We start from the raw sequence: 19,711 nt of genomic DNA, 5'->3' as shown, positions 1-19,711 counted from the left end.
TGTACGCCCGGCCTCGCGGCCGGATTACTGCTCGGATCTGGACCTGCTCGAATCACGCACGATCAGGGTCGGCACCAGCGTCTGCTTGTCGCCGGCCCCTTCCGTGTTGTTGCCATCCATCAACTGCAACAGGCGCGTCGCGGCTCTATCGCCGAGGTCGGCGATACTCACCTGCATCGTCGTCAACGACGGGTGAACGAAACGTGCCAGCGGAATGTCATCGAAACCCGCCAGTGCGACATCGAGCGGAACACGGATGCCCGCCTGCGCGAAGGCGTACAGACACCCCAGCGCCATCATGTCGTTGGCGGCAAACACCGCATCGGGCAGCGTGCCGGCTGCCAGCAACTCCTGTCCGGCGCGATGGCCGGAAGCTTCGTCAAAGTCACCGGGCAACTCGATCCCGTCGGCAGCATCGCCGAATGCGGCCAGCGCATCGCGGAAACCGCGCAGGCGCTCACGGGCGTCGTAGTTGAGATCCGGACCGGAAATGAATGCGATACGGCGATGGCCGACCTCCAGCAGGTGGCGGGTCATGGCCATCGCACCGGCATGGTCATCGATGCTCAGCACCGGATGATCCTGCTCGGGCAGATAGGTATTGATCAGCACCGTCGGCAGGGACTGCGGCAGGTTGTCCGTCAGGAAGCCCGGGCTTTCGGCGTACGGTGACAGCACCAGCAGGCCATCCACCCGGCCGCGCATGGCGCGCAGCGCGGCCCCCTGCTGCTCCTGGTCGCCGTGGTAGCTGGACACCAGCAGGTGCTGGCGGCGCGCACGGGCCACGTTGTCGATGCCGCGCATCAGCTCGGAGAAGAACTCGCCGTACAGGTCGGGCAGCACCACACCGATGGTGTTGGTGCGCCGGCTGCTCAGGCTGCGGGCCGCCGCGTGCGGGGTGTAGCGCAGGCGCGCAGCCACCTCCAGCACCAGCTTGCGCACGGGCTCGGCGACATTTTCATGACCGTTCAGGGCACGCGAGACCGTGGCCACGGAGACCCGGGCTTCGCGAGCGACATCTTTGATTGTGATGGCTGCCTTGTTCACCTCGCCGCCCTCCACGGCTTAGAGATCTGGGCTTGGCGCGGAATGTAAGCGTTTTCAATCCTGAATGTAAACACTACGTTAGCCTCATGTCTCACGGCGGTAACGGAACGCTGTCCACGGCGGGTCCTTCCAGGACTCGCCAGGACAAGACGGGACAAGGGTTTCAGCGGTTTTCGGTCGGACTGCGGGCGTCGATGGACAGCGCGTGGATATCGGTCTCCATCATGGTCCCGACGGCCGCATAGACGGCCCGGTGGCGCGCCAGCGGCGCCATTCCCGCAAACGCCGTGCTCACCACGTGCACCGTGAAGTGGCCACGGCCATCGCGCGCGCCGGGGTGGCCGGCATGGCGGTGGCTGTCGTCCTCCACCACCAGCTGCTCCGGGGCGAAGGCCTGCTGCAGGGCCGCACGGATGCGCTCGACGCGCTCGGCGTTGCTCATGGCAGCACCTTGCGGAACGGGCGCACCTGGACCCGCTCGTACACCCCGGCCGCCACGTACGGGTCGGCATCGGCCCAGGCGCGGGCCTGTTCCAGCGACTCGAATGCGGCGATCACTACGCTGCCGCTGAAGCCGGCCGGGCCGGGATCTTCGCTGTCGATGGCCGGGCATGGGCCGGCCAGCAGCAGACGCCCTTCGTCCTGCAGGGCCTGCAGACGCGCCAGATGGGCCGGCCGCGCCGACTGGCGGGCAGGCAGTACGGCCGCGCCGTCATAGCCTTCAATCACATACCACACAGGAAACTCCCGAGACTCATATAAACAAACGGGACGATTCTAGCCCGGCTCGCTGGACACTGCCGGTGCAAAGCCGTACTCTTGTGTCCATTGCACGTGGCTGGATGCAGCGGCCCGTCGACCCCCGGCTCTCCCGGCCCCGTGTCGACCGACCCACTGCCCCACACCAGCTCACGTAGACGACCTCCCCGTAGTTCTGTCGCTGCCCATCGCGGCGCGCCTTGCTGTTTGAAGTGTGGAATCGCGCCGACAGCGGCGTGCCTTGGCCTGCCACCCTGCCACCTGGTTCTCCAGTGGCAGGCACGGTGCGGCGACCGGTCCGTTGCAATACTGACGTCAATTTGATGACTTCCGAACTCGCGCTCGACGCGAACCCGCAAATCCGGCCGACCGCCCCACAGCAGCAGGAAATGCCGCTGGCCGTGGTGCATGGGCAACCGGTCCTGCAGATTCCGCAGGACCTGTACATCCCGCCGGACGCGCTGGAAGTGATCCTGGACGCCTTCGAGGGTCCGCTGGACCTGCTGCTGTACCTGATCCGCCGGCAGAACCTGGACATCCTCGACATCCCGGTGGCCGAGATCACCCGCCAGTACGTCGAGTACATCAACGTCATGCAGGAGCTGCGCTTCGAACTGGCGGCCGAGTACCTGGTGATGGCGGCGATCCTGGCCGAAGTGAAGTCGCGGATGCTGCTGCCGCGGCCGCCCAGCGTGGAAGGCGACGAAGCCGACCCGCGTGCGGAACTGGTGCGCCGACTGCAGGAGTACGAACGTTTCAAGCAGGCCGCCGAGGACATCGACGCCCTGCCCCGGCAGGATCGCGACACCAGCCTGGCGCATGCCTTCGTTCCCGACCGCGCGGCCGTCAAGCTGCCGCCGCCGGTGGACCTGAAGGAAATGCTGATGGCGCTGCACGACGTGCTCAAGCGCGCCGAGCTGTTCACCGGCCATGCGATCAAGCGCGAGGCGCTGAGCGTGCGGCAACGGATGGGCGACGTGCTGGGTCGTCTTGAAGATGGCCGGTTCTACCGGTTTGAATCGCTGTTCACTGCCGAAGAAGGCAAGCTGGGGGTGCTGGTGACCTTCCTGGCCCTGCTGGAACTGGCCAAGGAGCAGCTGCTGGACATTGTCCAGGAAGCTCCGCTGGCGCCGATCTACGTCAAGTCCCTGGCCGCCGGCAATACCAACGAACCGCTGCAGTTCAACAGCGAGTTCGACGACAACGACGCCGCCAACGAATCCGACTGAGCACCCGACCCACGCATGGATCAACCGCTGATCAACCGTATTGTCGAAGGCGCGCTGCTGGCATCCAGCCAGCCGCTGACGCTGGCGCAGTTGCAGGGCCTGTTCCCCGAAGAGGAACCGGCGCCCCCGGGCAGCATCGAGCGCGCGCTGGAACTGCTGCGCGAGGGCTGCAGCGGGCGTGGCGTGGAGCTGGTCGAGGTCGCCTCGGGCTTCCGCTTCCAGATCACCAACGAGGTCCACGGCTACATCACCCGGCTGTGGACCGAACGCAAGACCCGTTACACCCGTGCCACCCTGGAAACGCTGGCGCTGATCGCCTATCGCCAGCCGATCACCCGCGGCGAGATCGAGCAGGTGCGCGGCGTGGCGGTCAGCAGCAACATCATCCAGGCACTGGAAGAACGCGAATGGATCCGCGTGATCGGACACCGCGACGTCCCCGGACGGCCGGCGCTGTTCGGCACCACCAAGGGCTTCCTGGACTACTTCGGGCTCAAGCGCCTGGATGAACTGCCGCCGCTGTCCGAACTGCGCGACCTGGGCGAGCTGGAACCGCAGCTGCCGCTGGACAGCGACGGCCAGCCGGCCGCTCGCCTGGCCGCCGGCGCCGCCAGCCCGGACCCCGACGGGGACAGCGACGCCGCCAATGACGACGGCATCCCGTCGCCGGCCACGGGTGAGGACACGGTGGAACCGGACGCCGACCAGCACGCCGACGAGGCCCCACCCCCGGCATCCGATCCGGCACAGGACCTCGACCCGGCCGCCGCCCGGGCCGCCGCGCGCGCTGCGCTGGCCGCCGCCCGACTGGCGGATCGGCCCGCAGATCAGGACAATAGCGAGGCGTCCGCCGATGCGGAAGCCGGTACCACCTCATCCCATGCGCCGTTGCCGCTCCGCGACGACGACGCTGATACGACCGCCAGCGATGGCGAACCCGTTACCGCGCCGGGAGAGCGCGCGGCGCACCAGAACGAAACCGAAGACAACGCCGTCGCGACGACGACCGTGGCTGTTGACGAAGCCGATCCCGAACCAGAGGCCGACGAAACCGTCGCCGGCCGGAGCCAAGTAAATGAGTGACACCCCCCGCAAGCTGTCGTTGAACAAGCTTTCGCTCAAGCGCGAATCCGACACCGATCAGCCCAAGCTCGAAGAGCGCCTGCACAAGGTGCTGGCGCAGGCCGGTCTCGGTTCTCGCCGCGCGCTGGAACAGCGCATTGCCGATGGCCTGGTCAAGGTCAACGGCGAAGTCGCCCAGACCGGTCAGTCGATCAAGAGCGGCGACAAGGTCGAACTGGATGGCCGTGGCTTCGTCGCCACCGCGCTGACCGAGACCTCGCGCGTGCTGGCGTACAACAAGCCGGAAGGCGAAGTGACCACCCGCGAAGACCCCGAAGGTCGTCCCACCGTGTTCGAAGCGCTGCCGGCCCTGAAGGGCGCGCGCTGGATCGCGATCGGTCGCCTGGACATCAACACCACCGGCCTGCTGCTGGCGACCACCGATGGTGAGCTCGCCAACGCGATGATGCACCCCTCCTACGAGGTGGAGCGCGAGTACGTCGTGCGCGTGCGTGCACCGGAAGGCGAGGAAAAGGTGCCTGACAGCATCGTCGACCGCCTCGCCCGCGGCGTGGCGCTGGAAGACGGCCCGGCCAAGTTCGACGAGATCGAACGCATCGGCGGCACCGACTCGCACGACTGGTTCCGCGTGGTCGTCAAGGAAGGCCGCAACCGCGAAGTGCGCCGCCTGTGGGAGTCGCAGGGCTGCCAGGTCAGCCGCCTCAAGCGCACCCGGTACGGCAAGGTCAGCCTGCCGCGCGAACTGCTGCGCGGCCAGTCGGTTGAACTGCCGGCCAAGCAGGTCGAAGCGCTGCGCGCCGAACTGAAGCTGGAAGAAGGCGCGCCGTCGGCGCTGACCCTGCAGCCGGTGATCGGCCAGCGCCGCGCCGCCAAGACCACCGTGCGCGTGTCGCGCGAAGGTGGCCGCGGCAACGCCTACGTCAACGGCCACAACCAGGCCGATGAAGGCCGCGAGCTGCGTCGTTTCGACAACGTGCGCGAAGAGCGCGGCCGGGGTCGCGGCGGCAAGGGCGGCGGCTTCAAGGGCGGCCTCACGGTCAGCGGCGAAGCGGCAGCCAAGCAGTCGCAGCGTCCGTTCAAGCAGCGTCCGGACAAGGGCAACCGCGCCCTGCCGGAAGGCAACCCGGCTGCATTCCGCAGTTGGTACGTGCCGGACGGTGTCAGCACCGGTCCGAGCAACCATCGCAATGCCGGTCCGGGCGCTGCCCGTGGTCCGGGGGCGCGCGGCCCGGGTGCCGGCGCAGGTGCCGGTGGCCAGGGGCGTCCCTACGGCAAGCCGAAGGGTCCGGGCGGCGCAGGCGGCCAAGGGCGCGGCGGCTTCGGCGGTGAAGGCCGTGGCGAAGGCCGTGGCGGATACGGCGGTGAAGGCCGTGGCGGCTTCGGCGGCCAGGGCCGTCCGGCCGGCGGCGGCAACCGCGGTGGTCAGGGCGGTCAGGGCGCGTCGCGCCACCCGTACGGCCATCCGGGCAATGCGCCCAGCTTCCCGTCCGACCACGCCAATCCGGGCGCCAGCCCGTACGGCAGCGCACGTCCGGCCGGCAATCGCGGTCCGGGTGGTCCGGGTGGCAACCGTGGTCCGGGCGGTCCCGGCGCACGTGGTCCCGGCGGTCCCGGCGGCAATCGCGGTCCGGGCGGCAACCGTGGCCCGGGTGGCCCCGGCGGTCGTGGCCCCGGCGGCCCGGGCGGTCGTCCGGGCGGCGCACGCCCCGGCGGCAGCCGCGGTCCCGGCGGCGGTGGTCACCGTGGTGGCGGCCCGCGCGGCGGCTGATCGCTGAACCGCAGAACACAAAAAACCCCGGCGTGAGCCGGGGTTTTTCGTTTGGCAGGTCGCTCCCGGGCTGCTGTCAGCGCCGCTCGATGGTGAAACGGCCCACACCCACGCCCAGATCCCAGCCCTTGCCCGTGCCGGCCAGCGCCAGCGAGACGTCGCCCTTGGTCATCACCTGCGCATTGCCGGATTTCTCCGCGCCAGCATGCGCTTCAACCGACGCGTAGGAGCCGAGCAGATCGTTGACCGCGTACGCGCCGGAGAACTTGCCCTTGCCATCAACGATCCTGGACTTGCCCACCGTCAGCCCACCACCCTTGGCGGTGATCTTGACCGGGATGCGCGCGCCGTTGTCGCAGGTGATGGTGCCGGTGCCCGACGCGGTCTTGTACAGCACAGACCAGCCCGCCAGGTTGTAGTGCAGCTTGCAGTCGATGTTGCCGGCGGCCTGTGCGGCGGGAACCGCGCCCAGGCTTGCCAGTGCAGTCAGTGCCAGGGAAAGCGTCTTCATTGCAGTGCACTCATGCGGAAAGGAACGGCCCAGAATCTAGCAGCGCGCGCATCGCGCCAGCATGTGGCCGCCTACGCGCATGCGGCCACCGTTCAGTAGCGCCGGCCGCTGGCCGGCTGCATCGGTTCGGCATGGCGTACGCGGCGCCGGCCAGCGGCCGGCATTACGCGCGGGTGTGGAGGTCAAAGCTGTCCGCGTCCAGCATCGCCGGAAAACGCGCGCGGTGCGCGGCCAGCGCCGCCGCCGAGATGGTGGTGGTGACTACCTGCTCGCGTTCGCGGATCTCCACCTGCGGCTGGCCGAGGCAATCGATCACCGCGCTGTCGCCGGCGTAGTGCAGGTCGTTGCCGTCGATGCCGACCCGGTTGACCGCGGCCACGTAGCACAGGTTCTCGATCGCACGGGCACGCAGCAGTGTGCGCCACGGGTAGGCACGCGCGGAGGGCCAGTTGGCGACGAAGATCTGCAGGTCGAAATCCAGGTCGTTGGCACGCTCCACGTTGTAGCGGTTGCGGCAGAACACCGGGAAGCGCAGGTCGTAGCAGACCTGCGGATTGATCCGCCAGCCCTTCCAGTCCACGCTCAGACGCGCGTTGCCGGCGGCATAGCGCAGGTGCTCGCCGCCGTAACGGAACAAATGACGCTTGTCGTAGTACTGCAGGTCACCATCCGGCGTGGCCCACAGCAATCGATTGAACACGCCCTCCCCCACCCGCAGCTGCACGCTGCCGGTGACCGCCGCGCCCAGCCGCGCCGCCTGCTCGCGAAGCCAGGCCACGGTCGGGCCGTCCATGTTCTCGGCCTTGTCGATGGCGTCGTTGGAGAAACCACTGGTGAAGGTCTCCGGCAGGATCACCAGATCACTCTGCCCGGCCAGCGGTGCCAGCAGCGCACCGTAGTGCGCTCGGTTGCCGGCCGGATCATGCCAGCGGGTGTCGCCTTGGACGAGGCTGACGCGCAGATCGGGGCGTTCGGCGGCGGTCATCACAGCCCCTGCAGACGTGCGATCGCCGCGTCCAGCGTGGCGTCGTTCTTGGCAAAGCACAGCCGCACCAGGCGCTGGCCTCGCGGCGCGGTCTCGTAGAACGGCGACAGCGGAATGGCGGCCACGCCCTTCTCGATGGTCAGCCACTTCACGAACTCGTGGTCAGGTAGATCGCTGATCGCCGAATAGTCGACCAGCTGGAAGTAACCGCCCGGCACCGGCAGCGGGGTCAGGCGGGTGGTCAGCAGCTGTTCGCGGAAGCGGTCGCGCTTGGCCTGGTAGAACGCGCCCAGTTCCAGGTGGTGTTCGGGCTCGTCACGGATCATCGCAGCGAAGCCGTACTGCGCCGGGCCGAAGCTGGTGAACGTGTTGTACTGGTGGACCTTGCGGAACTCGGCGCTCATCGCCGGCGGGGCGATGGCGTAGCCGATCTTCCAGCCGGTGCAGTGATAGGTCTTGCCGAAGCTGGAAATCACGAACGCGCGCTCGCGCAGCTCGGGGTAGCGCAGCGCCGATTCATGGCGGCGGCCGTCGTAGATGATGTGTTCGTACACCTCATCGGAGATCAGGTAGATGCCGGTGCCGCGCAGGACGTCGGCCAGCGCCTGCATGTCCCCGGCAGTCAGCATCGCACCGGATGGATTGTGCGGGGTATTGACCATCAGCAGGCGGGTCCGCGGGGTGATCGCCGCACGCACGCGGTCCCAGTCCACCGCGAAGCTCTGCGGGTCCAGCGGCACGTGTACGGCCACCGCGCCGGCCAGCGCGATGGCCGGCTCGTAGCAGTCGTACGCCGGGTCCAGCACGATCACTTCCTCACCCGGGCGCACCACGGCGTGGATGGCGTTGAAGATCGCTTCGGTGGCGCCACTGGTCACGGTGATCTCGGTATCCGCATCGACCTGCGCGCCGTACAGCTCCAGCGACTTCTGCGCGATGGCCTGGCGCAGCGGTGCCACGCCGGTCATCGGCGGATACTGGTTCAGCCCGCCGTGCATGGCCTTGACCGTTTCATCGATCAGGCGCTGCGGCGCGGAGAAGTCCGGAAACCCCTGCCCAAGGTTCACGGCACCGTGCTCGGCGGCCAGCTGAGACATCACGGTGAAGATGGTGGTGCCCACCTTGGGCAGCTTGGTCTGGGGTTGCATCGGCAAAGAATGAAGAGGAAAGGGGGAAAGGCCAGTGTACGCAAAACGTCCGCGGCCATGATGGCCCTCCCTCCACCCTGCCACCTCACCCCCGCTACAATGGCGGCCCTTTCCCGGTGTGAAGCCTGAGCCCCTTGAACGCTCCTCCGTTGCTGGCCGCGCAAGGCCTCGGCTTCAGTCGCAACGATGAACCGGTCTTCGGGCCGCTCGACTTCCATATCGATGCCGGTGAAGCCCTGCTGGTGCAGGGCGACAACGGCGCCGGCAAGACCACCCTGCTGCGGGTACTGGCCGGGCTGCTGCGCGCCGACAGCGGCCAGGTGCAGATCGATGGCCGCGTGGCCGGTCACAAGGAACGGTCGCAGTATGTGGCGTACCTCAGCCACCTGCCCGCACTCAAGCCGGACCTGGATACGCTGGAGAACCTGCATTTCCTGTGCGGCCTGCATGGCCGCCGCGCGCGCCAGATGCCCGGCAATGCGCTGGCCATCGTCGGCCTTGCCGGCTATGAGGACACCCTGGTCCGCCAGCTCTCGGCCGGCCAGAAGCGTCGCCTGGCACTGGCCCGGATCTGGCTGTCGCCGGCCCCGCTGTGGCTGCTCGACGAGCCCTACGCCAATCTCGACCTGGACGGCATCAACCTGGTGAACCGCATGATTTCCGCGCATCTGCGCAGCGGTGGGGCCGCTCTGGTCACCACCCACGGCGCGTACGCCGCCCCGCCCGTGCGCACCCGCCTGATCGACCTGACGCCCGCCGGGCACCCCCCGGTCGCCATCGGCGGTGCCGCATGATCGCGCCGGGCACCGAACCGGGCCTGTGGCAGACCGCCTGTGCCCTTGTCACGCGCGACCTGCGCCTGCTCTGGCGCCGCCGTGGCGACGCGCTGCAACCGCTGCTGTTCGCGCTGCTGGTGGTGGTGCTGTTCGCGCTGGCACTCGGCCGCGAGTCATCGCTGATGGGTCAGGTCGGTGCGGCGGTGCTGTGGCTGGCGGTGCTGCTGGCCGGCCAGCTGGCGCTGGATTCGCTGTTCCGCAGCGATGCCGAGGACGGTTCGCTGGAGCAATGGCTGCTGGCACCGGTCCCGCTGGCCTGGCTGGTGCTGGTACGGGTGCTGCTGCACTGGGCCACCACCGCGCTGCCGCTGATCGCCATCACGCCGCTGCTGGCCGAAATGCTGCACGTGCCACATGACCAACTACCGATCCTGCTGGCATCGTTGCTGCTGGGAACGCCGGTGCTGAGTCTGATCGGTGGCGTGGTCGCCGCGCTGACGGTGAGCATCCGGCGCTCTGGTATTCTCGTGGCGTTGCTGGCCCTGCCGTTGTACGTACCGGTGCTGGTGTTCGGTGCGGGCAGTGTCGGCGCTGCGGCACGCGGGCAGGATCCGGTCGGTGCGCTGCTGCTGCTGGCCGCCGGGCTGGTGGTGGCACTGGTGCTGGCGCCGCTGGCGACGGCTGCCGCCATCCGGATCTCGCTGAGTTGAGCTGCTGTTCCCGTGCCACCGTTCCAGTGTCATCGTTTAACGAGCCACTCCACGTCCGTTGGATCGTCGCCCTTCGTTGGATAGCCACTGCCGCATGCACCCGATAGTCCGCTGGTTCCATCAACTCGGTTCACCGCCCACCTTCGACCGCTTCGCCACGCGGTGGTCGCGCATCTTCTATGTCGCCGCGGTGCCGGTGCTGCTGCTCGGCATGTGGCAGGGCCTGTTCGTGGTACCTGCCGAGCAGACCCAGAACGATGCCTTCCGGATCATCTACATCCACGTGCCCAGCGCGTGGATGAGCCTGTTCGTGTTCGCCCTGATGGCCTTCTACGCGGTCATCGCCCTGGTGTGGCGGATCAAAATCTGCGAAATCCTGGCAATGGCCTGCGCGCCGATGGGCGCCGGCTTCACCCTGATCACCCTGCTCACCGGCAGCATCTGGGGCAAAGGAACCTGGGGCGGCTGGTGGGACTGGGACCCACGCCTCACCAGCGAACTGATCCTGCTGTTCCTGTACCTGGGCGTGATCGGTCTCTACCACGCCATCGACGACCGACGCAGCGCCGCACGCGCGGCCGGGCTGCTGGCCATTGTCGGCGTCGGCCTGCTGCCGGTGATCCGCTATTCGGTCGACTGGTTTGGCGGCCTGCACCAGCGCCAGTCGATCAACGTGTTCGGCACCAACGCAGTGCGCCCGGAGCTGATCGCCCCGCTGTGGTGGATGGTGGTGGCCACCAAACTCTGGTTCGTCGGTTCGCTGCTGGCCAAAGCGCGCGCCGACAACCTCGCGCGCGAGGCCGGCAAGGCCTGGGTCGGCGAGCGCTTCGGCGACACCGCGCCGGCCACATCCGAGGAGCTGCCGCGATGACGCACGTCCCCTTCATCATCGCCGCCTACGCGGTGTTCGTGCTGGTGCTGGGAAGCGACGCGCTCGGCTCCTGGCTGCGTCTGCGCGTGGCCCGGCGGCAGGCACTGCGGCGCCAGCAGCGGTTGCAGGCGCGCACCAAGGCGCTTCCCGACACGCCGCTGGCCACGGAGCTCACCCGATGACCCCGTCGCAGCGTCGTCGCATGGTCTGGGTGCTGCTGCTGCTGCTCGCCTCGGGGCTGGCAACCACGCTGGTGGCCTTCGCGCTGCAGCGGAACATCGCCTATCTCTATACGCCGTCGGAAGTGCTGCGCGGCGATGTGGATGCGCAGTCGCGCTTCCGGCTTGGCGGCATGGTGGTCAAGGGATCGTTCGAGCGCGCATCCGGTTCGCTCGATGCCCATTTCGTGGTGACCGACGGTGATGCCGTGCTGCCGGTGACCACTTCGCGCATCCTGCCGGACATGTTCCGCGAAGGGACCGCCGTGGTGGCCAGCGGCCGCCTGCAGGACGGCCGCTTCATTGCCGATGAAGTGCTGGCCAAGCACGACGAGAACTACATCCCCAAGGAAGTGGCCGACAAAATGGGCCAGGCGCATACCAGGCACGACGTGACCATGCCCGCTGCGGAGACCCGCTGAGTGCTGCCCGAACTGGGGCAGGTTCTGCTGGTGAGCGCCCTGCTGATGGCCCTGCTGCAGGCCGTGCTGCCGCTGTGGGGCGCCCAGCGCGGCCAGCAGGCCTGGATGGCGGTGGCGCGGCCGGCGGCCTTTGCCCAGCTGGCCCTGCTGCTGGGCGCGTTCGCCGTGCTGACCGTGGCCTTCGTGGTGCAGGACTTCTCGGTGCGGTACGTCGCCGAGAACTCCAACTCGCTGCTGCCGATGGCGTACCGTTACTCGGCGGTATGGGGTGCGCATGAAGGCTCCCTGCTGCTGTGGGCGCTGGTGTTGGCGCTGTGGAGCGGCGCGGTGGCGCTGTGGTCCAGACGGCTGCCGCCGGACGTGCGCGCACGCGTGCTTGGCGTGCTCGGCATCATCAGCATCGGCTTCCTGGCGTTCCTGATCTTCACCTCCAATCCATTCGCGCGGCTGCTGCCGGCGCCGCTGGAAGGCCGCGACCTGAATCCGCTGCTGCAGGACCCCGGGCTGATCATCCATCCGCCGATGCTGTACCTGGGCTATGTCGGTTTCGCCGTGCCGTTCGCCTTCGCCATCGCTGCCCTGCTGGAAGGCCGCGTGGATGCACGCTGGCTGCGCTGGACCCGGCCGTGGACCAACGTGGCGTGGGGCTTTCTGACCCTCGGCATCGCGCTGGGCAGCTGGTGGGCGTACTACGAACTCGGCTGGGGCGGCTGGTGGTTCTGGGACCCGGTGGAGAACGCCAGTTTCCTGCCGTGGCTGGCCGGTGCCGCGCTGATCCACTCGCAGGCGGTCACCGAGAAGCGCGGCAGCTTCGCCAGCTGGACACTGCTGCTGGCCATCGCCGCATTCGCGCTGTCGCTGCTGGGCACCTTCCTGGTGCGCTCGGGCGTACTCACCAGCGTGCATTCGTTCGCCGCCGATCCCTCGCGCGGCACCTTCATCCTGGTGTTCCTGGCCCTGGTCGTCGGTGGCGCGCTGCTGCTGTACGCGCTGCGCGCCGGTGCGCTGGGCAACGATGATCCCCGGCGCGGGTTCATGCCGACCTCGCGCGAGACCCTGCTGCTGGCCAACAACCTGCTGCTGGCCGCCGCCTGCGGCATGGTCCTGCTCGGCACCCTGTACCCGCTGCTGGCCGATGCGCTCGGGCTGGGCAAAGTCTCGGTCGGCCCGCCGTATTTCGGCACCCTGTTCGTGGTGCTGATGGCGCCCCTGGTGGCGCTGCTGCCGCTCGGGCCGCTGGTGAACTGGCAGCGCGACCAGGCCTCGCGCGCGCTGGCCATGCTTCCGCCGTGGGCCGCGCTGTCGCTGCTGCTGGGCGTCATCGCCTACTTCATGGCGCCGCAGGGCGCACTCAAGACCGCCGCCGGCGTTGCCGCTGCGGCCTGGGTGGCGCTGGGCACCGCGCGCTTCGTGTGGACCCGCCTGCGTGGCAACGGTCGTTTCAACGCCGAGATGGTCGGCATGCTGCTGGCCCACGGCGGCGTGGCGGTGTTCCTGGCCGGCGCGCTGCTGGTGGAGGCGCTCAACGTGCAGCGCGAAGTCGCCCTCGCTCCGGGCCAGGCAGTGCAGGTGGGCGCCTACGAACTTCGCTTCGAAGGCGTGGACCACCAGCAGGGCCCGAACTACAGCGCCGACCGCGGCCACGTCCGCGTGCTGCGCCACGGCCGCGAGCTGGCCCTGCTGCATCCGGAGAAACGCGCCTATGCCAGCGGCGGCCAGGTCATGACCGAAGCCGGCATCCACGCCCGCATCAGCGGCGATGTGTACGTGGCGCTGGGCGAGCCGCTGGGCAACAATGCGTGGGCCGTGCGCGTGCACATCAAACCGTTCGTCCGCTGGATCTGGCTGGGCGCGCTGTTGATGGCCCTGGGTGGCTTCGTCACCGCCGCCGACCGCCGTTTCCGTCGCCCGTAGGAGTTCCCATGTCCGATCCCCGCCCCACCCCGTCCCGCCCGCTGCCACCGGTTGCGATCGTGATCGGCGTGCTGTTCTTCTTCGGGCTGCTGGGTCTGATGGTGTATGGCGTGATGAAGTCCGGCGCGCCCGACCGCGATGTGCTGCCGTCCGCGCTGATCGGCAAGCCCGCCCCTGCTTTCCAGCTGCCGGTCCTGCACGATCCCACCATCACCGTGAGCAGCGCCGAGCTGCGCGGCGCGCCCTACGTGCTCAACGTATGGGGCAGCTGGTGCGCGGCCTGCCGTGAAGAACACCCGGTCCTGACCCGCTTCGCCGAAACCAAACGCGTGCGCGTGATCGGCTACAACTGGAAGGACGAACCGGCCGACGCGCTGCGCTGGCTGGAGCAGCTCGGCAACCCGTTCGTGCTGGTCCTGAGCGACGTCGAGGGCCGCACGGCCATCGACTGGGGCGTCACCGCCGCGCCGGAAACCTTCCTGGTCGACGCCAGCGGCGTGGTGCGCTGGAAGTACAGCGGCGCGCTGAGCCAGCGGGTGATCGATACCCAGCTGATTCCCGAACTGGACAAGGTGGAACGCGCCAATGCCGATGCCCAGCATCATCTGCCGGCCGCACCGTAACCCGCGCGCGCGGGCAGGCGCCGCGCTGCTCGCGCTGGCGCTGCTGGCGCCGCTGGCGGCGCTGGCGCAGGCCGTGTCCGACCCCACCCCGCTGCAGTACCGCAACGCCGCCGAGGAAGCGCGCTTCCATGCGCTCACCGCCGAACTGCGTTGCGTGCAGTGCCAGAACCAGTCACTGGCCGATTCGGATGCGCAGATCGCCCACGACCTGCGCCGGGAAGTGCTGGCGCTGATGCAGCAGGGCCGCGACGATGCCCAGATCAAACAGTTCCTGGTCGAGCGCTACGGCAGCTTCGTGCTGTACCGGCCGCCGATGGATGCGCGCAACGCACTGCTGTGGTTCGGCCCGCCGCTCGCGCTCCTGGCCGGTGCCGGCGTGCTGGTGTGGGTGGTGCGCCGGCGCGGCCGCCGCATCCAGCCTATCGAACAACGCGAGGATCACTGGTGAGCGAGTGGCTGATGGTGCTGGCCGGGCTGGTCGCGGCGGTCATGGCGATGGTGGTGTTGTGGCCGCTGCGCCGCACCGGCCGCGGGCCCTTTCTCGGTGGGGCGCTGGCAATGGGCATCGCCGGCGCGTCGCTGTATCTGCTGGTAGGCACACCGCAGGCGGCCGAGGAAGCGCAACGCACCGCCCCGGCGACGCTGCGCGACGGTGTGCAGGACCTGGAGCAGGCGCTGGCGCGTGACCCGCAACGCGCCGACGGCTGGGCACTGCTGGGACGTTCGCAGTTGGCGCTCGGCAACCTCGAGGCCGCCAACCGCGCCTATGCACGCGCCATCGCGCTCGCACCGGATGAGCCGGTGGTCCTGGTCGAAGCGGCGCAGGCACGCGCCCAGGCCGACCCGGACAAACGCTTCGACGATACCGCACTGACGTGGCTGCGCCACGCCGCCCAGCTCGCGCCCGAGAGCGAACGCGCCGGCTGGCTGATCGGCATCGCACAGCGCCAGCGCGGCCAGGATGCCGACGCTGCCGCCACCTGGGAAGCGCTGCTGCCGCGCCTGGACCCGGGCGCGGCCACTGCGTTGCGCGAGCAGATCGCCATCGCCCGGGCCAGCGCCGGGCTGCCGGCCGGCCCCGCCGGCCCCGCCGGCCCCGCCGGCTCCGCCGACGCCAGCGCCGCGCGCCCCGGCCTGACCATCAAGGTCATGCTCGACCCGCAGTTCGCCGCGCGTGCACGCCTGCACGGCGATACCAGCGTGTTCGTCATCGCCCGGGTACCGGGCGGCCCGCCAATGCCGGTGGCCGTGGAAAAACACCGCGCCGATGCACTGCCGCTGGTGGTCACGCTGGACGATGCCGACAGCCCGATGCCGACCCAGCCGTTGTCGGCGCTCGACGAGGTGGAGGTGTTCGCCCGGCTGTCCGCGTCCGGCAACGCCACCCGCCAGGAGGGCGACCTCGACTCGGCGGTGGTGCGCGTGAGCCTGCCCCATGCCGCCCCGGTGCAGCTGGTGCTGGGCTCGCCCTGAGCGGGCGATCACCGCGATACAGCGTGCCGCCAGCGGCACCGTGCACCGATTCGGGCGAGCTAGAATGCCCGCATGACTGAATTCATCCCACCGGGCACGCGCTACCACGCCTTGCCCTCGCCGTTCGCGTTCAAGCGCGGCGGCCAGTTGCATGGCGCCCATGTCGCCTATGAAACCTGGGGCACGCTGGATGCGCAGGCCGGCAATGCGATTCTGCTGGTGACCGGCCTGTCGCCGGACGCACATGCCGCCGCCAATGCGGGCAATCCGGCTGCCGGCTGGTGGGAGCCGATGCTCGGGCCGGGCAAGCCGATCGATACCAACCGCTGGTTCGTGGTGTGCGTCAACTCGCTGGGCAGCTGCAAGGGCTCCACGGGACCGGCCAGCATCGACCCGGCCACCGGGCAGCCGTATCGCCTGCACTTCCCGGAGCTGTCGATCGAGGATGGCGCGAACGCGGCCATCGATCTTGTGCGCGCGCTCGGCATCGACCAGCTCGCCTGCGTGATCGGCAATTCGATGGGCGGCATGACCGCGCTGGCCGTGCTGCTGCTTGCGCCCGGCATCGCACGCAGCCACATCAACATCTCCGGCAGCGCGCAGGCGCTGCCGTTCTCCATTGCCATCCGCTCGCTGCAGCGCGAAGCGATCCGCCTCGATCCGCGCTGGGATGCCGGCCAGTACAGCGAAGACAGCTATCCCGAATCGGGCATGCGCATGGCGCGCAAGCTCGGCGTCATCACCTACCGTTCGGCGCTGGAATGGGACGGCCGTTTCGGTCGCGTGCGGCTGGATTCGGACCAGACCGACGACGATCCGTTCGGCCTGGAGTTCCAGGTCGAAAGCTATCTCGAGGGCCACGCGCGTCGCTTCGTTCGCTTCTTCGACCCCAACTGCTACCTGTACCTGAGCCGCTCGATGGACTGGTTCGACCTGGCCGAGTACGCCGACGGCGACGTGCTGGCTGGCCTGGCCCGGATCCGGGTGGACAAGGCGCTGGCGATCGGCGCCAACACCGACATCCTGTTCCCGGTGCAGCAGCAGCAGCAGATCGCCGACGGCCTGCGTGCCGGGGGCGCCGATGCGCAGTTCATCGGGCTGGAATCGCCACAGGGGCACGACGCCTTCCTGGTCGATTTCGCACGCTTCGGCCCGGCCGTGGGCGACTTCCTCGGCACGCTGTGACGCACCTGCGACGCTACCTCGCCCTCGCTGCGGCCGGCGCCCTGATCGCCATGACGGTCACCGGCGCGCTGCCGCTGTGGGCCGCAGCCTGGTACGCGCTGACCAGCGCGGTGGCATTTACGCTGTATGGCGTGGACAAGCGCGCCGCGCAACGCGGCACTTGGCGCACGCCCGAACGCACCCTGCAACTGCTGGCCTTCGCCGGAGGCTGGCCGGGTGCCCTGCTCGGCCAGTCCTTGTTCCGCCACAAGCACCGCAAGACCGCCTTCCAAGGGATCTTCGTGCTATGCGCCGTGGCCAACGTCGCCTCGCTGGCCGCCCTGCTCAGATAGTACCGGCCGCAGGCGGGTACCACGACCAACGGCAACGGTGGATCTGCTAGCCTGCCCGTGCACCCGGCAACTCGGACCGGGCCAGGACTGCCGTTCAAGGAGGAATGCCATGCATCCGTGTTCGATCTCTCTGTCCCCCCTGAAGAAGGTCGTCTCCACGGCCCTGCTGCTGTCGGCACCGCTGCTTGCCGGCGCTGCGTCCCCGGGCACCTTCTTCGATGCCGTCGAACAATACGGCGCGGACAATTTTGCTGGCTGTACCCGGACGTTGGACACGCTGTACAACAGCGGCGGCGCGTTCCCCGCCGGTGGCGAACTGCTGCTGGTCGAATGCGCGGCAGCCTCCGGCGATCGCGCTGCCGCGCTGGTCTATATCGACGCCCTGCTGCCCACCGGCCGTCTGCCGCTGGACGACCTGCGCACCAAAGCGCGGCCTGGCCTGGACGCCCTGCGCGCCGATCCGGTCTGGCCTTCGGTGCTGCAACGCATCGCCGCCGAAGAACACAGACACGCCGCACAACGCGATGCTCCCCTGCGCGACGCGCTGCTGCAGCGCGAGGCGAAGGACCAGGCCGCCCAGCACGCGGCGGTCGCGGCCGGCGGCGGCAGCGCCTGGGCGCAGACCACGCCGGTAAGCGTGGAAAACGCCACCTGGCTGAAAGCAACGGTTGCCGAGAAGGGCTGGCCGGAGCGCTCGCGGGTAGGCGCCGATGGTGCCAAGGCCGCCTGGGTGATCGTGCAGCACGCCGATCATGACCCGGCCTTCCAGGCCGAGATGCTGCCACTGATCGAGACCGCCGCAAGGCGCGGTGAAGCCGACTTCGCCGACTACGCCCTGCTCACCGATCGCGTGCTGCTCGCCCAAGGCAAACCGCAGCGCTACGGCAGCCAGTTCAAGGAGAACGCCGACGGCATCTTCGAGCTCCAGCCCACTGCCGATATGGACGGGCTGGACGCACGCCGCCGCGAGGTGGGACTGCAGCCGCTGGCCGCCTACAAAGCCGTACTGGCAGAGATGTACGGCAAGCAGGTTCGCTAGCGCCGGCCGGAACGCCACCGCAGTCCGTCAGGCGACCTGGATGACCACCTTGCCGAATGGACCCTGCTGAAGCCGGGCGAATGATGCGCACACGCCCTCAAGGCGGCGAACGCAGCCACGCCGCTGCTGCCTCGAAGCCGCCCTGCTCACCCGATGCAGGCGTTTCCGGCCGTATGCCCTGCGGATACACATCCCCCTGGCGATCCACGAACATCGCGGTCGTCAACAGGAGTGCGCCGCCGTCGGGAAGTGGATAGGTTCGGTTGGAGGTTGCCCGCCCCGAGGTTGGCTCGCCGAAGAACCGGGTGTCAGGGCGGCCCCTGAATGCAACGGCGACCGCCTCACCAGAGCTGGCGGTCTTCGCGCCCACCAGCACGGCCACGCGACTGCGGGCCAGGTCGATGGTGCATGCCTTGGCGCCGCGAGAAGGCCAGCGGGTCACTGCACCGTCCCGGGTGCGGTTCGCGCCGATGTCGCCAGCGCCGAGCAGCGGACCCAACCCACTCAACATGGGCCACATATTGCCGCCGGTGTTCTGGCGAAGATCGACGATCCAGCCCTTGGACGACGTGGGCGCCAGAGTGGCGATCTTCTCGCAGAGTTCGGCGCTGAATGCGTCGCCGGCTGCGGCATCGGTTCCGCGCAGCCCCGGTACGAGCACGTAACCGATGTCCTGCATCTGCCGCGATTCAATAGCCGTCGATGCCACGGCGGTCGTGCGGGCCGTCGAGGCCTGACCCGGCACCTGCAGGAAACTGTGCCGGTCACCGAGCGCATTCAGCACCCGCTGCAGTCGGCCATACGCCTCCTGCGCAGGACGTTGCGCGAGGCCGGGGGCCCGCATCATCGCCTCCTGGGCTGACCAGTCCACATTGCCGGCGTTCAATGCGTTCGCGCGGATGATCGGAAGCGCATAGGCGATCATGTCGTACGCAGAAACACCTGCCGACACCGCAGGTTCCGACGTCAGCGTGAGTCGCTGGACGTTCACCCGCCCTGCCGCGTCCAGCGTGACGCCCAGCTTGAGGTGGGTCGCGTCCGACGGGATGTAGAGCTGCAGCTCCCTCGCCTGTGCTCCCTCACCGGCGCGGGCTGGGCTGGCCCCCGTGCTTGCGAACGCCAACCGTCCGTCCGGGCCGTCCGCACGCAGCCAGAGCGCAGCGATGCCGGTGCCCTCGGCGACCAGGAGCGAACCGGCCAGACGCACCTCCCGTCCCCGGAAGGCAGTGGCGTCCACTGACGTGATGGCACCGAAGAACGTGTCCTGCCCGACCGACTCGGCAGACACGGTGACCGCTCCCCCCTCGGGCGACAGGATATCGCCCGCGCCGCTGGTCCGCGCGTGGGGGCCGATGTTGTTCCAGACGGACCGCGCGGTGGCGCCGCCGCTGAGGAGCATCAACACAAGGAACGCAGCCATGCGCACCATACTCAACATCCGTGTCTGAGTGGGATCGCGATGCTAGTTCACGTACGTCTCATTCAACAAGCGGGGGTGTGGCCGTGGGAGACGCTCCCGCGCAACGTGAACGGGACCAACGGGGTAGCCAGGCCTCGTTTGCGCCGCAGGACGGCCAACCGGACCCGACCTTCACAGCTACCACGGCCGCACCAATGC

Annotated in this window: 22 protein-coding genes; 15 read left to right on the top strand and 7 right to left on the bottom strand. The window is 68.9% G+C overall.

Annotation, left to right across the window (positions count from 1 at the left end):
* Positions 1 to 24: 24 nt before the first annotated feature.
* The 3 genes from GDJ08_RS17220 to GDJ08_RS17210 all read right to left on the bottom strand — a co-directional run bounded on the left by GDJ08_RS17220 (position 25) and on the right by GDJ08_RS17210 (position 1,785).
* Positions 25 to 1,062, bottom strand: a complete 1,038-nt coding sequence (locus tag GDJ08_RS17220; protein ID WP_017357398.1) for a LacI family DNA-binding transcriptional regulator — start codon at positions 1,060 to 1,062, stop codon at positions 25 to 27.
* A gap of 148 nt (positions 1,063 to 1,210) precedes the next feature.
* On the bottom strand, positions 1,211 to 1,489 hold the full coding sequence (locus GDJ08_RS17215) for a BolA family protein (protein WP_153165360.1): 279 nt from the start codon (positions 1,487 to 1,489) through the stop codon (positions 1,211 to 1,213).
* Complete coding sequence (locus GDJ08_RS17210) at positions 1,486 to 1,785, bottom strand: YciI family protein (RefSeq protein ID WP_017357400.1); 300 nt, start codon at positions 1,783 to 1,785, stop codon at positions 1,486 to 1,488. Before GDJ08_RS17210 ends, GDJ08_RS17215 begins: the two co-directional genes overlap by 4 nt.
* Positions 1,786 to 2,129: 344 nt before the next feature.
* On the opposite strand from GDJ08_RS17210, the gene GDJ08_RS17205 reads away from it, so the two are divergent.
* From GDJ08_RS17205 to GDJ08_RS17195, 3 genes are read left to right on the top strand one after another with little or no spacing between them, the layout of a single operon-like run.
* Complete coding sequence (locus GDJ08_RS17205; RefSeq protein WP_017357401.1) at positions 2,130 to 3,035, top strand: segregation and condensation protein A; 906 nt, start codon at positions 2,130 to 2,132, stop codon at positions 3,033 to 3,035.
* 15 nt (positions 3,036 to 3,050) lie between these two features.
* Positions 3,051 to 4,118 carry an SMC-Scp complex subunit ScpB gene (scpB, locus tag GDJ08_RS17200; protein ID WP_136003304.1) on the top strand — a complete coding sequence of 356 codons (1,068 nt, stop codon included), beginning with the start codon at positions 3,051 to 3,053 and terminating at the stop codon, positions 4,116 to 4,118.
* Positions 4,111 to 5,886: a pseudouridine synthase gene (locus tag GDJ08_RS17195; RefSeq protein ID WP_136003301.1), complete on the top strand. Its 1,776-nt coding sequence runs from the start codon at positions 4,111 to 4,113 to the stop codon at positions 5,884 to 5,886. Before scpB ends, GDJ08_RS17195 begins: the two co-directional genes overlap by 8 nt.
* Positions 5,887 to 5,962: 76 nt before the next feature.
* Here GDJ08_RS17195 and GDJ08_RS17190 read toward each other — a convergent pair whose 3' ends face one another.
* The 3 genes from GDJ08_RS17190 to GDJ08_RS17180 form a co-directional block, all read right to left on the bottom strand.
* Positions 5,963 to 6,397, bottom strand: coding sequence for a hypothetical protein (locus tag GDJ08_RS17190; protein ID WP_136003298.1), 435 nt, complete (start codon positions 6,395 to 6,397; stop codon positions 5,963 to 5,965).
* 163 nt (positions 6,398 to 6,560) lie between these two features.
* Positions 6,561 to 7,382: an amidohydrolase gene (locus GDJ08_RS17185; protein WP_153165359.1), complete on the bottom strand. Its 822-nt coding sequence runs from the start codon at positions 7,380 to 7,382 to the stop codon at positions 6,561 to 6,563.
* Positions 7,382 to 8,530 carry a pyridoxal phosphate-dependent aminotransferase gene (locus GDJ08_RS17180; RefSeq protein ID WP_153165358.1) on the bottom strand — a complete coding sequence of 383 codons (1,149 nt, stop codon included), beginning with the start codon at positions 8,528 to 8,530 and terminating at the stop codon, positions 7,382 to 7,384. The genes GDJ08_RS17185 and GDJ08_RS17180 overlap by 1 nt, the downstream gene beginning before the upstream one ends.
* A gap of 134 nt (positions 8,531 to 8,664) precedes the next feature.
* Here GDJ08_RS17180 and ccmA point away from each other — a divergent pair, with 134 nt between their 5' ends.
* The 12 genes from ccmA to GDJ08_RS17120 all read left to right on the top strand — a co-directional run bounded on the left by ccmA (position 8,665) and on the right by GDJ08_RS17120 (position 18,093).
* Positions 8,665 to 9,324 (top strand): heme ABC exporter ATP-binding protein CcmA, encoded by a 660-nt coding sequence (gene ccmA, locus GDJ08_RS17175; RefSeq protein WP_165699834.1) that lies wholly within the window; start codon positions 8,665 to 8,667, stop codon positions 9,322 to 9,324.
* Positions 9,321 to 10,016, top strand: a complete 696-nt coding sequence (ccmB, locus tag GDJ08_RS17170; RefSeq protein ID WP_136003290.1) for a heme exporter protein CcmB — start codon at positions 9,321 to 9,323, stop codon at positions 10,014 to 10,016. Before ccmA ends, ccmB begins: the two co-directional genes overlap by 4 nt.
* A gap of 94 nt (positions 10,017 to 10,110) precedes the next feature.
* The gene (gene ccmC, locus GDJ08_RS17165) at positions 10,111 to 10,887 is read left to right on the top strand and encodes a heme ABC transporter permease CcmC (RefSeq protein WP_017357316.1); all 777 of its coding nucleotides are present in this window, start codon (positions 10,111 to 10,113) and stop codon (positions 10,885 to 10,887) included.
* Complete coding sequence (locus tag GDJ08_RS17160; protein ID WP_017357315.1) at positions 10,884 to 11,069, top strand: heme exporter protein CcmD; 186 nt, start codon at positions 10,884 to 10,886, stop codon at positions 11,067 to 11,069. Before ccmC ends, GDJ08_RS17160 begins: the two co-directional genes overlap by 4 nt.
* The gene (gene ccmE, locus GDJ08_RS17155; protein ID WP_017357314.1) at positions 11,066 to 11,527 is read left to right on the top strand and encodes a cytochrome c maturation protein CcmE; all 462 of its coding nucleotides are present in this window, start codon (positions 11,066 to 11,068) and stop codon (positions 11,525 to 11,527) included. Before GDJ08_RS17160 ends, ccmE begins: the two co-directional genes overlap by 4 nt.
* On the top strand, positions 11,528 to 13,441 hold the full coding sequence (locus tag GDJ08_RS17150) for a heme lyase CcmF/NrfE family subunit (protein WP_153165357.1): 1,914 nt from the start codon (positions 11,528 to 11,530) through the stop codon (positions 13,439 to 13,441). It abuts the gene before it with no gap.
* 8 nt (positions 13,442 to 13,449) lie between these two features.
* Positions 13,450 to 14,064: a DsbE family thiol:disulfide interchange protein gene (locus tag GDJ08_RS17145; RefSeq protein ID WP_136003288.1), complete on the top strand. Its 615-nt coding sequence runs from the start codon at positions 13,450 to 13,452 to the stop codon at positions 14,062 to 14,064.
* Positions 14,033 to 14,512 carry a cytochrome c-type biogenesis protein gene (locus GDJ08_RS17140; protein WP_229296569.1) on the top strand — a complete coding sequence of 160 codons (480 nt, stop codon included), beginning with the start codon at positions 14,033 to 14,035 and terminating at the stop codon, positions 14,510 to 14,512. Before GDJ08_RS17145 ends, GDJ08_RS17140 begins: the two co-directional genes overlap by 32 nt.
* On the top strand, positions 14,506 to 15,537 hold the full coding sequence (locus GDJ08_RS17135; protein ID WP_206147390.1) for a tetratricopeptide repeat protein: 1,032 nt from the start codon (positions 14,506 to 14,508) through the stop codon (positions 15,535 to 15,537). The genes GDJ08_RS17140 and GDJ08_RS17135 overlap by 7 nt, the downstream gene beginning before the upstream one ends.
* Before the next feature lie 72 nt (positions 15,538 to 15,609).
* Positions 15,610 to 16,722 carry a homoserine O-acetyltransferase MetX gene (gene metX / locus GDJ08_RS17130; protein WP_153165354.1) on the top strand — a complete coding sequence of 371 codons (1,113 nt, stop codon included), beginning with the start codon at positions 15,610 to 15,612 and terminating at the stop codon, positions 16,720 to 16,722.
* 50 nt (positions 16,723 to 16,772) lie between these two features.
* Positions 16,773 to 17,054 (top strand): DUF1294 domain-containing protein, encoded by a 282-nt coding sequence (locus GDJ08_RS17125; protein ID WP_153165403.1) that lies wholly within the window; start codon positions 16,773 to 16,775, stop codon positions 17,052 to 17,054.
* A gap of 109 nt (positions 17,055 to 17,163) precedes the next feature.
* A complete protein-coding gene (locus GDJ08_RS17120) occupies positions 17,164 to 18,093 on the top strand; it encodes a DUF6624 domain-containing protein (RefSeq protein ID WP_153165353.1) in 930 nt (309 codons plus the stop codon).
* A gap of 97 nt (positions 18,094 to 18,190) precedes the next feature.
* Here GDJ08_RS17120 and GDJ08_RS17115 read toward each other — a convergent pair whose 3' ends face one another.
* Complete coding sequence (locus tag GDJ08_RS17115) at positions 18,191 to 19,513, bottom strand: S41 family peptidase (protein WP_229296563.1); 1,323 nt, start codon at positions 19,511 to 19,513, stop codon at positions 18,191 to 18,193.
* Positions 19,514 to 19,711: the final 198 nt, after the last annotated feature.

The organism is Stenotrophomonas nematodicola (assembly GCF_009467805.1).
GTDB lineage: Bacteria > Pseudomonadota > Gammaproteobacteria > Xanthomonadales > Xanthomonadaceae > Stenotrophomonas > Stenotrophomonas nematodicola.
This window is presented reverse-complemented; position numbering and strand designations above follow the sequence as displayed.

Coding starts and splice junctions, on each gene's coding strand:
- GDJ08_RS17140 (WP_229296569.1), top strand. CDS start 14,033: ATGCCCAGCATCATCTGCCGGCCGCACCGTAACCCGCGCGCGCGGGCA.
- scpB (WP_136003304.1), top strand. CDS start 3,051: ATGGATCAACCGCTGATCAACCGTATTGTCGAAGGCGCGCTGCTGGCA.
- GDJ08_RS17215 (WP_153165360.1), bottom strand. CDS start 1,489: ATGAGCAACGCCGAGCGCGTCGAGCGCATCCGTGCGGCCCTGCAGCAG.
- GDJ08_RS17160 (WP_017357315.1), top strand. CDS start 10,884: ATGACGCACGTCCCCTTCATCATCGCCGCCTACGCGGTGTTCGTGCTG.
- GDJ08_RS17195 (WP_136003301.1), top strand. CDS start 4,111: ATGAGTGACACCCCCCGCAAGCTGTCGTTGAACAAGCTTTCGCTCAAG.
- GDJ08_RS17205 (WP_017357401.1), top strand. CDS start 2,130: ATGACTTCCGAACTCGCGCTCGACGCGAACCCGCAAATCCGGCCGACC.
- metX (WP_153165354.1), top strand. CDS start 15,610: ATGACTGAATTCATCCCACCGGGCACGCGCTACCACGCCTTGCCCTCG.
- GDJ08_RS17120 (WP_153165353.1), top strand. CDS start 17,164: ATGCATCCGTGTTCGATCTCTCTGTCCCCCCTGAAGAAGGTCGTCTCC.
- GDJ08_RS17115 (WP_229296563.1), bottom strand. CDS start 19,513: ATGGCTGCGTTCCTTGTGTTGATGCTCCTCAGCGGCGGCGCCACCGCG.
- GDJ08_RS17185 (WP_153165359.1), bottom strand. CDS start 7,382: ATGACCGCCGCCGAACGCCCCGATCTGCGCGTCAGCCTCGTCCAAGGC.
- GDJ08_RS17180 (WP_153165358.1), bottom strand. CDS start 8,530: ATGCAACCCCAGACCAAGCTGCCCAAGGTGGGCACCACCATCTTCACC.
- ccmE (WP_017357314.1), top strand. CDS start 11,066: ATGACCCCGTCGCAGCGTCGTCGCATGGTCTGGGTGCTGCTGCTGCTG.
- GDJ08_RS17125 (WP_153165403.1), top strand. CDS start 16,773: ATGACGGTCACCGGCGCGCTGCCGCTGTGGGCCGCAGCCTGGTACGCG.
- ccmC (WP_017357316.1), top strand. CDS start 10,111: ATGCACCCGATAGTCCGCTGGTTCCATCAACTCGGTTCACCGCCCACC.
- ccmB (WP_136003290.1), top strand. CDS start 9,321: ATGATCGCGCCGGGCACCGAACCGGGCCTGTGGCAGACCGCCTGTGCC.
- GDJ08_RS17190 (WP_136003298.1), bottom strand. CDS start 6,397: ATGAAGACGCTTTCCCTGGCACTGACTGCACTGGCAAGCCTGGGCGCG.
- GDJ08_RS17145 (WP_136003288.1), top strand. CDS start 13,450: ATGTCCGATCCCCGCCCCACCCCGTCCCGCCCGCTGCCACCGGTTGCG.